The sequence below is a fragment of the Thalassospira sp. ABL2_045 genome, from assembly GCF_056161285.1.
The window spans coordinates 120,256-133,289 of record NZ_JBSWYV010000006.1 but is presented as its reverse complement, the minus strand read 5'-3'; the positions used below and the strand labels follow the sequence as shown (position 1 = coordinate 133,289).

10 protein-coding genes are annotated in these 13,034 nt (G+C 56.1%); 6 read left to right on the top strand and 4 right to left on the bottom strand.

Annotated elements, in window-relative coordinates; genetic code table 11:
- The first annotated feature begins 180 nt into the window (after positions 1-180).
- From ACXAIA_RS10870 to atpC, 6 genes are all read left to right on the top strand, one after another.
- The gene (locus tag ACXAIA_RS10870; RefSeq protein WP_475349341.1) at positions 181-819 is read left to right on the top strand and encodes a glutathione S-transferase family protein; all 639 of its coding nucleotides are present in this window, start codon (positions 181-183) and stop codon (positions 817-819) included.
- Positions 820-1,239: 420 nt separating this feature from the next.
- Positions 1,240-1,797: a F0F1 ATP synthase subunit delta gene (locus tag ACXAIA_RS10865; RefSeq protein ID WP_475349340.1), complete on the top strand. Its 558-nt coding sequence runs from the start codon at positions 1,240-1,242 to the stop codon at positions 1,795-1,797.
- On the top strand, positions 1,797-3,329 hold the full coding sequence (atpA, locus tag ACXAIA_RS10860; protein WP_475349339.1) for a F0F1 ATP synthase subunit alpha: 1,533 nt from the start codon (positions 1,797-1,799) through the stop codon (positions 3,327-3,329). Before ACXAIA_RS10865 ends, atpA begins: the two co-directional genes overlap by 1 nt.
- 30 nt (positions 3,330-3,359) lie before the next feature.
- Positions 3,360-4,250, top strand: coding sequence for a F0F1 ATP synthase subunit gamma (locus tag ACXAIA_RS10855; RefSeq protein WP_475344102.1), 891 nt, complete (start codon positions 3,360-3,362; stop codon positions 4,248-4,250).
- A gap of 52 nt (positions 4,251-4,302) precedes the next feature.
- The gene (atpD, locus tag ACXAIA_RS10850; protein WP_475344105.1) at positions 4,303-5,721 is read left to right on the top strand and encodes a F0F1 ATP synthase subunit beta; all 1,419 of its coding nucleotides are present in this window, start codon (positions 4,303-4,305) and stop codon (positions 5,719-5,721) included.
- A 41-nt stretch (positions 5,722-5,762) separates the two neighbouring features.
- Positions 5,763-6,167: an ATP synthase F1 subunit epsilon gene (gene atpC, locus ACXAIA_RS10845; protein WP_475344108.1), complete on the top strand. Its 405-nt coding sequence runs from the start codon at positions 5,763-5,765 to the stop codon at positions 6,165-6,167.
- 76 nt (positions 6,168-6,243) lie between these two features.
- Here atpC and ACXAIA_RS10840 read toward each other — a convergent pair whose 3' ends face one another.
- From ACXAIA_RS10840 to ACXAIA_RS10825, 4 genes are all read right to left on the bottom strand, one after another.
- On the bottom strand, positions 6,244-8,814 hold the full coding sequence (locus ACXAIA_RS10840) for an ABC transporter permease (protein WP_475349338.1): 2,571 nt from the start codon (positions 8,812-8,814) through the stop codon (positions 6,244-6,246).
- Between the two features lie 21 nt (positions 8,815-8,835).
- Positions 8,836-9,282: a response regulator gene (locus tag ACXAIA_RS10835; protein ID WP_475344114.1), complete on the bottom strand. Its 447-nt coding sequence runs from the start codon at positions 9,280-9,282 to the stop codon at positions 8,836-8,838.
- Positions 9,283-9,604: 322 nt separating this feature from the next.
- Positions 9,605-10,864, bottom strand: coding sequence for a c-type cytochrome biogenesis protein CcmI (gene ccmI, locus ACXAIA_RS10830; RefSeq protein WP_475349337.1), 1,260 nt, complete (start codon positions 10,862-10,864; stop codon positions 9,605-9,607).
- A gap of 20 nt (positions 10,865-10,884) precedes the next feature.
- Entirely contained in the window at positions 10,885-12,867 is a 1,983-nt protein-coding gene (locus ACXAIA_RS10825) for a heme lyase CcmF/NrfE family subunit (protein WP_475349336.1), read from the bottom strand.
- Positions 12,868-13,034 lie beyond the last annotated feature (167 nt).

The following is a 13,034-nucleotide window of genomic DNA, read 5'->3' as shown; positions in this document are numbered from 1 at the left end:
GGTTCGCATGGTTGGTGGTCGGGAAATGATACGGCATCTTGTGCGCCATCACGAATAGAATCTTGTGGGTTTTGCAGTGCTTGCGGGTTTTCAGGTGGTACTGGATACAGAGACAGGAAATCACTAAGGTCATTTGATCGCCTCCCGCATGCCCAACCAACAGCACCGAGATTGCCTCTCATGACCTATAAGCTTTTTTACGCACCCGGAACTGCCAGCATGGCAGTGCACTGGATGCTGATCGAACATGGTGTGCCGTTCGAGGCTGTTCTGGTCGATATTGAAAACGGTGAACAACGCAATCCCGATTACCTTCAGCTCAACCCGACCGGGCGCGTGCCGACTTTGATCATTGATGGCACTGCATATGGCGAAACCGTTGCTTTGATGATGCTGTTGGCAGAACGGCATTCCGGAAGTGGGCTTGCGCCCGAACCAGCGAGTCCCAAAAGAGCCGAATGGCTGCAGTTTGCGATTTATATTGCCAATACCCTGATGCCTGCGATGCGAGACTGGCTCTATGCTGCCAAGGATGGCGATCCCGACGGGGCCGGTGCGGTCAAGGCGCTGGCGGAAAAACGGATCGGTGGCGTGTGGGATGATTTCGAAGCCCGCCTGCTGAAAAACGGCGCGTATTTGCTGGGCGATCAATTCGGGATGGTCGACATGTTGGCTGTCATGCTGATGCGCTGGTCGCGCAAGATGCCGTGCTCTGCCATCGATAGGCCGACCTTGCGCCAATATGTCGAACGCATCACGTCTCGTGCGTCCTTTGTTGAGCTCAGCACCCGTGAAGGTCTGTCTGGTTGGCCGGCCTGAGCTGAACCCCAAACGACCCATATCGATGATTGCTGTGTCATTTCGGCCAAAATAACGTGACCTCGGTCACAGTCGGGGCGGGTTTCCACGCTGTTTTTGCTCAAGGATCGCGCGATTGGTCCCGTTTTGGGGGATTCGTCGCCGGAATCAGGAATTCGTTAACCTTCGGAGCGGATCGGCGATTGCGGGCGTGTTATAAAATAGTTGTAAGCCTGCCTTAAAAATGGGCGATTTCGGGGTGTTTTGGCCCATCTTTGCCAAAGAATGGAAAAGAGCGCGCAATTGCGCTTGCGCGGGGGTTGCCCCCTCCAAGGACATGTGATACCAAACGCTCGCTTCCCGGAAGGAAACCCTTTCGGGGGATCATTTTTTTATACGTATCCGAGTCGTTCTCATAACCAGAATTGAGGGCTTTCACCGGTGTCCCAAAATACTGCCGCGACCGGGCTCCAAGGGCGCTACGCCACAGCACTGTTTGACTTGGCCAATTCGGCCAACCAGCTTGATGTTGTCAAAAGCGATCTTGAATTGCTCGACCAGGCCATCGCAGACAGCGATGACCTCCGGAATGTACTCCGCAGTCCCGTGATTTCCCGGGACGTGCAGGCCAAGGCGATGGCGGCTCTTCTGGATAAACTCGGCGTTTCCGAGTTGACCAAGAAGACCGTAGGACTTCTGTCTCAGAAGCGTCGTCTGTTTGCCCTGCCGGATGTCATCGATTCCTACCTTTCCATGCTCTCGGCTCACAAGGGCGAAGTTACCGCACAGGTGACCTCGGCAAATGAGCTGAAAAAAGAGCAAATCGAAGCCGTTACCGGCGCTCTCAAAGAAGTTGTCGGCGCCACTGTCAAAGTGGACCTTAAAGTTGATCCGGCTGTTCTTGGCGGTCTTGTCGTCAAGGTCGGTTCCCGGGTTTTTGATGCCTCGCTTCGTACTAAACTGCAGAAGCTCGAGCTCGCTATGAAAGGGGTTGCGTGATGGAAATCCGCGCCGCGGAAATCTCCGCTATTCTCAAGGATCAGATTGCCAATTTTGGTGCTGAAGCCGAAGTTGCCGAAGTCGGTCAGGTTCTGTCCGTCGGTGACGGTATTGCCCGTGTTTACGGTCTGGACAACGTCCAGGCTGGTGAACTTGTTGACTTCCCGGGTGGCATTAAGGGCATGGCCCTTAACCTCGAAGAAGACAACGTCGGTGTCGTGATCTTCGGTTCTGACCGTTCGATCAAGGAAGGTGACCAGGTTAAACGTACTGGCGCCATCGTTGACGTTCCGGTTGGTAAAGAACTTCTGGGTCGCGTTGTTGACGGTCTGGGTAACCCGATCGACGGCAAGGGTGACCTTGCTGCCAAAGAACGTCGCCTTGCCGACGTCAAGGCACCGGGCATCATTCCGCGTAAATCGGTTCATGAGCCGGTACAGACCGGTATCAAGTCGATTGACTCCCTGATCCCGATTGGCCGTGGCCAGCGTGAGCTGATCATTGGTGACCGTCAGACCGGTAAAACCGCCATCATCGTTGACACCATTCTGAACCAGAAGCCGGTGAACGATGCAGCGAAATCCGACAGCGACAAGATGTTCTCCATCTATGTTGCAGTTGGCCAGAAACGTTCGACCGTTGCACAGGTTGTTAAGGTCCTTGAAGAGCGCGGCGCGATGGAAAACACCATCATTGTTGCTGCGACCGCATCCGACCCGGCGCCGATGCAGTTCATCGCACCGTTCGTTGCTTGCGCAATGGGTGAGTACTTCCGTGACAACGGCATGCACGCAACCATCTTCTATGATGATCTGTCCAAGCAGGCTGTTGCTTATCGTCAGATGTCGCTGCTGCTTCGCCGCCCGCCGGGACGTGAAGCATTCCCGGGTGACGTCTTCTATCTGCACTCCCGTCTGCTGGAACGTGCTGCGAAGATGAATGACGAAAACGGCGCTGGCTCGCTGACCGCACTTCCGGTCATTGAAACCCAGGGTAACGATGTTTCCGCGTTTATTCCGACCAACGTGATCTCGATCACCGACGGTCAGATCTTCCTTGAAACCGACCTGTTCTACAAAGGCGTACGCCCGGCTGTGAACGTTGGTCTGTCGGTTTCGCGTGTTGGTTCGTCCGCACAGATCAAAGCGATGAAGCAGGTTGCCGGCTCGATCAAGCTGGAACTCGCGCAGTATCGTGAGATGGAAGCATTCGCTCAGTTCGCATCGGACCTCGATCCGGCGACCCAGAAACTTCTGGCCCGTGGCGCACGTCTGACCGAGCTGCTCAAGCAGCCGCAGTACTCGCCGCTCAAGGTCGAAGAGCAGGTTGTTGTGATCTATGCTGGTGTTAAAGGCTACCTGGATGATGTTCCGGTAACCAAGATCCGCGCCTTCGAAGAACAGTACCTGTCCGAAATTCGTTCGGCTGGCGCTGATATCCTCGATGCGATCCGCACCGAGCAGAAACTGTCTGATGAGACAGAAGGCAAGCTGAAAGCGTTCCTCGACAAGTTCGCGAAAACCTTCGCGTAAGACTGAAACTTAGGCGAAGGAGGAAACGCAATGGCTAGTTTGAAGGATCTGCGCTCGCGCATTGCCAGCGTCAAATCGACGAGGAAGATTACCTCGGCGATGAAGATGGTGGCAGCCTCCAAGCTCCGTCGTGCACAGGATGCAGCGGAAGCAGCCCGTCCCTATGCAGAACGCATGGGGACGATGCTGGGCCGTCTTGCAACTGCCGTCGGCAGCAACGAAGGGGCTCCGAAGCTTCTGGCCGGTACCGGTAAGGACGATGTGCATCTGCTCGTCGTCTTCACCGCTGACCGTGGCCTTTGCGGTGGTTTTAACGCATCGATCGTGAAAGCGGCTCGACTCAAGGCCCTCGCTCTTAAGGGCGAAGGCAAGACCGTTAAAATCATCTGCGTTGGCCGCAAGGGCTCAGATGCGCTCAAGCGTGAATTTGGTGACAATATTGTCGCCCGGTATACTGGCATCGAGGGCAAGAAGGGGATTGATTTCTCCTCTGCAACCGAGGTGGCAGACAAGGTTCTGGCGCTTTACGACGAAGGCGAATTCGACGTCTGCACGATCTTCTACAACAAGTTCGTGTCCGCGATTTCGCAGGTGGCAACCGCTCAGCAGCTGATCCCGTTCGCGGGTGAAGAAGTTGACGGTGAGGAAGAAGCAACCGGTTCTTCTGCGGTTTACGAATACGAACCGTCCGAAGAAGCCATTCTGGCTGATTTGCTGCCGCGTAACGTTGGCGTCCAGATCTTCGGTGCAATGCTTGAAAGCAGTGCATCTGAACACGGCGCGCGTATGTCCGCGATGGATAACGCAACCCGCAATGCCGGCGACATGATCGACCGACTGAGCATCGAGTATAACCGCTCACGTCAGGCTCAGATCACCAACGAACTGATTGAAATCATTTCCGGCGCCGAGGCTTTGTAAGCGGGTCGCAGGAAGTTAACGGATAGCTTTGTCCGAGCAGGAGACAATACCTATGGCGAACAAGAAGGCGGGGAAAATTTCCCAGGTAATGGGCGCCGTCGTCGACGTTAAATTCGACGGCGAACTGCCTCCCATTCTGAATGCGCTGCATGTTGACAACAACGGTCAGCGCCTGGTTCTTGAAGTTGCACAGCACCTTGGTGAAAATGCGGTTCGTACGATCGCAATGGACACCACCGAAGGTCTGAAGCGCGGTCAGGAAGTCATCGATACCGGTGACGCGATCTCGGTTCCGGTTGGTCCGGAAACCTTGGGTCGTATTCTGAACGTTATCGGTGAGCCGGTTGACGAACGTGGTGAAGTCAAAGCGACCAAAACCGCGCCGATCCACCGTGAAGCACCGGACTTCGTCGATCAGGCAACCGACACCGAAATTCTGGTTACCGGCATTAAGGTCATCGACCTTATCGCGCCGTACACCAAAGGTGGTAAAATTGGTCTGTTCGGTGGTGCGGGCGTTGGTAAAACCGTCCTTATCATGGAACTGATCAACAACGTGGCAAAAGGCCACGGTGGTTACTCGGTCTTCGCCGGTGTTGGTGAACGTACCCGTGAAGGTAACGACCTCTATCACGAGATGATGGAATCGGGCGTTATCAATCCGGAAGGCGAATCCAAAGCGGCACTGGTCTATGGCCAGATGAACGAACCCCCGGGAGCCCGTGCACGTGTTGCTCTGACCGGTCTGACCCTTGCGGAATACTTCCGTGATGAAGAAGGCCAGGACGTTCTGTTCTTCGTCGATAACATCTTCCGCTTCACCCAGGCTGGTTCGGAAGTGTCCGCACTTCTCGGTCGTATCCCGTCTGCTGTGGGTTATCAGCCGACGCTGGCAACCGACATGGGTGCGCTGCAGGAACGTATTACCTCGACCAAAAAAGGTTCCATTACCTCGGTTCAGGCAATTTACGTCCCGGCCGATGACTTGACTGACCCGGCACCGGCAACCTCGTTTGCTCACCTTGATGCAACGACCACGCTGAACCGTCAGATTGCCGAGCTCGGCATCTACCCGGCAGTTGACCCGCTTGACTCCACCTCGCGTGCTCTTGATCCGGGCGTTATCGGTCAGGAACACTACGAGACCGCACGTGAAGTTCAGCGTGTTCTTCAGACCTACAAAGGTCTGCAGGACATCATCGCCATCCTCGGCATGGACGAGCTTTCGGAAGAAGACAAACTGGTCGTGGCACGTGCCCGTAAGATCCAGCGTTTCCTTTCGCAGCCGTTCCACGTTGCAGAGGTCTTCACCGGTACTCCGGGCGTGTTCGTTCAGCTCGAAGACACCATCAAGGCATTCAAGGCGATCTGCGCTGGTGAATATGACCACATGCCGGAACAGGCATTCTACATGGTCGGCACCATCGAAGAAGCCATCGAAAAAGCCAAGAAGATGGCCGAAGCTGCCTAAGGCAGCTTTGGTCCCCCTCCGGCTAAGGAGCGAGGATTGTCATGACTGATACGACTGTACTGGAACTTGTTTCACCGTCTGCCCTGCTCAAATCTGAGCCGGTCGAGATGGTCGTTGTTCCGGGCACGGACGGGAATTTTGGTGTGCTGCCGAAGCATTCGCCGATGATCTCGACCATTCGTCCGGGTGTCATCGACATCTATGCAGGTGGTAAGGTTTCCGAACGTATCTTCGTTGCTGGCGGTGTTGCAGAGGTTAATCCCGAGCGTTGCACCATTCTGGCAGAAGAAGCGGTTCCGGTTTCCGATTTGAAAGCTGACGAAGCGCAGGCCCGTCTTGAAGCGGCAGAAGCCGACCTCAAGACTGCCGAGACTGCACACGACAAAGCCAATGCCGAGCGCGCGCTCGACGTGGCCCGTGCACAGATCCAGGCCCTGACCAACTAATCGTCGGTTTCAGAAAATCATTTAAAAAGGCCGTCCTGATGGGGCGGCCTTTTTGTTATCTACAGGCAAAATGAGACTATCCGCGCCAGCCCGTTTGGGCGCGCAAGGATGATGCTTGCAAGAACCAGCCCCCCGCAAACCCGATGAACAGCACCAATCCGAAAGTGACCAACGCCATCGGGCCCGCGATTTGGGCGATCTGCACCAGATTGATTGTGCCGATGGCTTGGGCGGCCGCAATGGCAATTGCGCTTCCCGTCAGCACACCCACCAGCCCGCCGGTTGCCACCATCAGGCCGGTTTCAAGCGCGCCTGTCTTGTTGATCTGATTTGGCCTCAGTCCGAGGGCGCGCAGCATGGCGAGGATTTCGGTTTGTTGCTGACGAAGCGCGATCAACCCACACACGATCACCAGGATCGACCCGATGGTGGCAAGCGCTGTCAGCCCGATCAGGGCTGTCACCACGCCCTCGAATAACCGGGTCAGTTTTGCCAGCACCTCGTTAACGAAAATCACCGGTATGTTTGGATAGGCCTGAAGCAGGGGCGCCACGGCAGTTTGCAGCTGGGCGCCGTCTTGCAGGTTCAGTGAACTGATCACGCCGTGATCAAAAACCGGTTCCATCGGTGAAAGCACGATCGGAAAATCCAGCCCAAGCTGTGTCCAATCAATCTGGCGCAGGTTGGCGACCGTTACCTCATAGGGCTGCCCCATGATATTAAGCGTCAACTGATCACCAAGCGTAATGCCGACAGCCCGTGCGACCCCCGCATCTAGCGATACAAGGTTTTGATTAACGCTGTCGGCGGCCCACCATTGCCCTTCGGCTATCAGGTTTTCGCGCATATCGCCTGTTGGCTGATCGGTCCAGGACATTCCGCGATCCCCGCGCAGGAACCAGTGATAGCGTCGCGGGACATCGGCACGGGTCAGGGGCACACCATTCAAATGCGTTACACGCCCGTGCAGGAAGGGCATCTGTGTGGCGGTCTTGAAGGCGTCATGGCCTTGAGCGTTGGCCAGAAAAGCATTTTGTTCGGCGGGCGGGATATCAAAAAACAGCACATCGGGCGTTTGCGACGGCAATACCGATTTCAGATGGTGTCCCGCCAGTGCGCCAAACAACAACACGGCACACAGACAGGCCATGGCCAGACCAAACGATGCTGTGATGGTCACCGTCGGGGCTGTGGGCCGTGCAATGTTGCGTAGGGCCAAGCGTAGGCTGGGCGCAAACAGGGGCTTTGTCGCAAGCCGTCCGGCCAGCATTTGGATCGCGCGACCAAGCAGGACAAACAGCCCCTGACAGGCGATCAATAGTCCCAGCACGACGAAGGCAAACCAGCCCAGATCAATCAGGCCGCCGGCAATGGCAAGAAGACCAACCGCCAGCAAGGCTTTAATCAACTTGAGCCCCGTCGACCGGGAGGCCAGCGAGTTTTCGGTTTGATGGCGAAACAGGCAGGCGGGGGAGGTCTGGCAGGCATCGCTCACCGGTTTAACAGCAACAAGCGCCACAAAGCCAAACACAAAGGCGATAATCATCAGACTGGCGGAGAAATCCGGTTGCACGGCAACCCCAAGGGACCCCAACAGCATCGGTCCGATAACCATGCCAAGGGCAACGGTCAGCAACGCCGCGATCAGGATGGCGGCACCGGTGATCAGCCCAAGCAGCCAGATAATACTCCAACCGATGTCGCGCGGACGGGCACCCAGACTGCGCATGGTGGCAAATCGGGACTGTCTTGCGCCAAGGTCGGCACGCAAGGAATTTTGGATCGCACTTGTCGCGATGGCAAAAATGGCGATGCCCATCAAACTGACAAAGGCGGAGGCAAAATTGCCAATACGTTCAAGCCCCGGAACGCCATCCGCGGCATTGACGATCCGCCAGCCACTTTGGGGAAACCGGTCCTCAATGGCGGCGATAATCTGTTCGGGCGTCTGATTGCTGCCCGACGGCAATTTGAGGCGCAAATACCAGTAAACCTGCTTGCCTGGCGCCAGAAGCGGATTATCGCGATAGGCCGTAAGCCTGACAATCACCCGGGGGCCAAGCGAGAACAATCTGAATGTGCGTTCCGGTTCCGCGGTGATGCTGGCGCGGATCTGATAGGGTTGACCGGCCAGATCAAGGTGATTGCCAATCTCAAGGTCGTTTTCTTCAAGCAATTCCGGTCCGACCACGATGCCGGGAGTGCCGTCTTTGACAGCAAGGGCATCACCAAGCGCAATGTCGGGTGAAAGGCTGAGGCTGCCATATAGCGGATAGGCCTGATCAACGGCCTTCAGTTCCGACAGAACCGGTGGCTGATCGTTGGATGGTCCGACCATCACTCGTTGTTCGATGCTGATGCCAACTGTGCCAAGCGTTTCAAGGAAACTGATTTCTTCGTCCCTTGGCGCGCGGTGAAACAGTCGCAACGATATATCGCCGCCGATGGTTTGTTGGGCGGATTGACGCAATCCGTCACGCACCGATTGGGTCAGGCTGACGCTCAGCACCAGAATGGTCGTGGCAAAGACAAGTGTGGCAAAAAGGATTGCGATCCCGGTCCCGGGCTTGCGCAATTCGCGCAGCGCGATCCGCAGGCTCGTGGGGAAGTCGAAGGACCGGAAAAACACAGAAGTTGGGCGGGACACGGCAGTCTCGCTGGCAGAGGGTTACGGCGTGGGGGTTAACGCCAGCCCCAGCCAGAATGATTCGATCATTTTCATCAGCTCGATGAATTCTGTCACATCAACCGGTTTGCGCAAATAGCAGTTTGCGCCAGCGGCATAACATAGATCGACATCATGTTCGGCACCGGATGTGGTCAGGACAATGACCGGGATGGATGCACAATTGGGGTCATTACGAATATCGCTCAGCATTTCGCGGCCATCCTTGCGCGGCATATTCAGATCCAGAAGGATCAGGCGCGGGCGCGGCGAATTTCGATACGGGCCATCCTGCTGCAAGAATTGCAATGCTGTGATCGCATCTTTAACGTGATGCAATTCAACCGGTTGTTTGAACTCCCGCAGTGCTTCACGCACAAGGCGCGCGTCACCCGGATTATCTTCGATCAACAACAGGTTGTTTTTTGCGCCATTGTTTTGATCTGGCATGTTGATCCGCTATCCTTACGGGTGACCACGCAGTGAAATTGGTCATCCCTCAACTTTTCTTGCGTGAGCCTGTCAGACACTTGATCCCAAAGAAAAAGATGGCCCCCTGACGCATCAGATATTCTTTGAAAACGGATATATGATTTATTTATTATCTATCCTTTAGTCTTATTCTCATACCCCAGCACGAACTTCAATTCAATAAGACTTCAGTAAAGTTGCAGATATTATCCGTATGTATGAGATATAATGGCTCAAAAGTGCAGGAAAAAGTGTTCTGCGAAAACATTTTTTATCGGTATTTTTGCCGACAAATGCCGTTTTAGTTGGTCGAGATGCCGATTTCACGTGCCAGTGAATCGAATCGGGCCACCAGTCCCGGCTGGTCGGAAAAGACTTCGCCGGCTTTTTCATAGGCGGCTTTTGCATCGCTTTCCTGACCCAGCACCATATAGGCCTGCATCAGACGCGCCCAACCATCCGGATCGTTCGGCTCTGTCTCCAGGCGTTCTGCCAGACCATTGACCATCGACATCACCATTTCCTGACGCTGTTCGGGTGTCAGTTCCTCGGCAGCTGCGATATCGTCCTGACTTGGGCCCGGCGCACGTTCAGCAAGGTTCAGACGTCCTTCGATGTCGATCCCCTGGGCAAGGGCGGCTTCATTGATCCGCCCGACCACCATCGGCACCCACGGCGCATCGGCAGGGGCGCCGTTGGCAAGTGCGATCCAGCGATCAACGGCGGCGCCAACATTGCCTTCCTGCGCATCAGCAAGGCCCAGATAGAACTGGATACGCGGATCGGTGCTATCGGTTTGTTCGGCTTCGCGCAAAACCCCGCGCGCGGTCGTGTTGATCTGACCGTTGCTGGCGCGCACAAGGCTTTCGGCATACATCGCCAGATAATCCCCGTCTCGGCCCGACCGTTTGACAGTTTCAAGGAACGCGGTCTGGGCCTCTTCCGGCCGGCCAAGCGCCATCAGGCTGGCACCAAGCAACTCCCATGCGCGGATATCATCCGGGTTTTCCAGAAGCTTCTGCGACAGGTCGCTGACCGCACGGTTCAGCACCGACTGGCGGTCTTCATCGGCAGTTTGCGCCATGCGGATGGCATTGATTTCATCGGCGCGGCTGGCAATCGGGCGGTCGGGCATGGTCGGGTTGCCCAGATCAAGATAAAGCCCAATCCCGCCGGCAATGAACAGAACGATAAAGCCTGCGGCAATCGCACGCACGGGCGACCGCGCCGGGGCAGTGCTTGGGGCCACGTCGCTTGATTGTTGCTTCTTGATCCGCTGATCGGCCGCCAGAATGCGGCGCTGGACCTCAATCCGGGCTGCACTGGCCTGCTCAGCGCTCAGAACACCACGCTCGATATCGCGGTCAATCTCGGAAAGCTGATCACGATACACCGCAAGGTCACGTGAAAGTTCGCTTTCCGGGCTGGCATCCTCGCCCTCAGGCGTCGACGACGCCGTGCCAGCATCCTGGGTGGAGGCTTTGTTTTTTTGGAAAATCGGCCACAGAATGAAACCCGCAAGCAGCAGGGTAATCGCGCCAAGAACAATCCAGATGGTCATGAGTGTTTCCTGTCCTTGGCTTACTCTGCGGGAACCGCTTTGGCGGCGGTCTTGTGCGAACGGGTCGGTGCGCCGATGCGATAGCGACGGTCAGACAATGACATCAATCCGCCAAACACCATGACAAGTCCGCCAAACCACATCCACGGGATCATCGGTTTGACATAGAACCTGGTGATCCATTTGCCACTTTCATCCTGATCACCAATCACGGCATAGATATCGCCGGTGAAGCTCGATTGAATGCCGGCTTCGGTCGTTGGCATGCCTTCGACCGTGTAAACGCGTTTTTCCGGTGTCAGGACAACCGTGCGTTCGCCCGGCGTGGTGATGGTGATTTCACCTTCGCGCGCGGCATAGTTCGGTCCCTGATATTCGCGAATATCGCTCAGGGTAAAGGTATGTCCGGCAAGATCGGTACTTTCCCCAACCGCAAGCGATTGCACCGCTTCCTGGGTCCAGGCCTGCGATCCGGTGATGCCGGCAACCACAATTGCCACACCGGCATGGGCAAGCATCGTCCCATGGGCGGAGCGCGGCAGATTGCGCATACGCCGCAGGCTGTTGTCAATCGGTTCACGGAACAGTTTGATGCGCCCCGCCCATTCAAGGATCGATCCGACAAACAGCCAGGCCGCCAGCCCCATGCCAAACAGGGCAATCGCCGGGCCGCCAGCAAGCCACAGGGTAACCAGAACGACCACGGCGGTCGCGGCCAGCGCAATTCTGAGCTTGTTAAACACACCCATCAGATCGGCACGTTTCCATGGCATCAGTGGACCGAACGCCATGGCGACAATGACCGGGGTGATGATCGGAACGAACGTCGCGTTAAAGAACGGTGCGCCGACCGAGATTTTCTCGCCGGTCATGGTTTCAAGCAACAGCGGGTAAAGCGTTCCCAGCAACACCATGGCGGCTGCGATCGAAAGCAGCACGTTGTTAAAGACCAATGCCCCTTCGCGCGAAATCGGCTGGAACAACCCGCCCCCCTTCAGGGACGGCGCACGCCATGCATAAAGTGTAAGCGATCCGCCGACCGTGATGCACAGCAGCAACAGGATAAACACCCCGCGGGTCGGGTCTGTGGCAAAGGCATGCACCGATGTCAGCGCGCCCGAACGCACAAGGAAGGTCCCCAAAAGCGAGAAGGAAAAGGCCAGGATTGCCAAAAAGATCGTCCAGCTTTTCAGTGCATCACGTTTTTCCACCACGATGGCCGAATGCAACAGCGCCGTACCGGCAAGCCAGGGCATGAAGGATGCGTTTTCGACCGGGTCCCAGAACCACCAGCCGCCCCAGCCAAGCTCGTAATAGGCCCACCAGGACCCAAGACCGATACCCGCAGTTAGAAAGACCCAGGCGGCCAGCGTCCAGGGCCGCACCCAACGCGCCCAAGCCGGATCAACCCGGCCTTCAATCAGGGCAGCGACCGCAAAGGCAAAGGCCACCGAAAAACCGACGTAGCCGAGATAAAGGAACGGCGGATGAATGGCGATGCCCGGATCCTGCAAAAGCGGGTTCATGCCTTCCCCGTCAAGCGGCGGGTTCAAAACGCGCTCAAACGGGTTGGATGTCAGGACGATAAACAGGATAAAACCGGCCCCGATCAGGCCCATCACACCCAAAACGCGCGCAAGCAGGGTCGGCGGCAGATTGCGACCAAATGCCGCAACCGCGCCGCCAAACAGGGTCAGGATCAATACCCAAAGCAGCATCGATCCTTCGTGATTGGCCCAGACCCCGGTAATCTTGTAGATCATCGGTTTGGAGGTATGGCTGTTGTTCAGGACATTCAGGACCGAGAAATCGGAACTGACATAGGCATAGGTCAGCGCAAGAAAACTGGCCGCAACCAGTGCAAAGCACGCAATCGCCAAACGCGGGGCGACAACCAGAAGCGCCGGATCACGCCGGGATGCCGCCAGAAACGGAATGGTGGATTGGGCCACTGCCATCACAAGTGACAGAATCAGGGCGTAATGTCCGATCTCTACAATCATATTAACGTCTCTCGTCCCTCGCAGGCCTGAGGTTATCTCTTATGTGCCCGGTGCGACATATAATCTCTTTAAAAAGGCTTGGAAACCTTGCGGAATATCAAATATGCGCTATTTGCTGCACTAAGGCGGGCGAAAATATGGCAATAGGCGTTACAAATTGTACGCAA

Bases quoted from the DNA above. Each gene is read 5' to 3' on its own strand.
- ACXAIA_RS10825 (WP_475349336.1), bottom strand. From the start codon at position 12,867: ATGATTGTAGAGATCGGACATTACGCCCTGATTCTGTCACTTGTGATG.
- atpA (WP_475349339.1), top strand. From the start codon at position 1,797: ATGGAAATCCGCGCCGCGGAAATCTCCGCTATTCTCAAGGATCAGATT.
- atpD (WP_475344105.1), top strand. From the start codon at position 4,303: ATGGCGAACAAGAAGGCGGGGAAAATTTCCCAGGTAATGGGCGCCGTC.
- atpC (WP_475344108.1), top strand. From the start codon at position 5,763: ATGACTGATACGACTGTACTGGAACTTGTTTCACCGTCTGCCCTGCTC.
- ACXAIA_RS10855 (WP_475344102.1), top strand. From the start codon at position 3,360: ATGGCTAGTTTGAAGGATCTGCGCTCGCGCATTGCCAGCGTCAAATCG.
- ACXAIA_RS10870 (WP_475349341.1), top strand. From the start codon at position 181: ATGACCTATAAGCTTTTTTACGCACCCGGAACTGCCAGCATGGCAGTG.
- ccmI (WP_475349337.1), bottom strand. From the start codon at position 10,864: ATGACCATCTGGATTGTTCTTGGCGCGATTACCCTGCTGCTTGCGGGT.
- ACXAIA_RS10835 (WP_475344114.1), bottom strand. From the start codon at position 9,282: ATGCCAGATCAAAACAATGGCGCAAAAAACAACCTGTTGTTGATCGAA.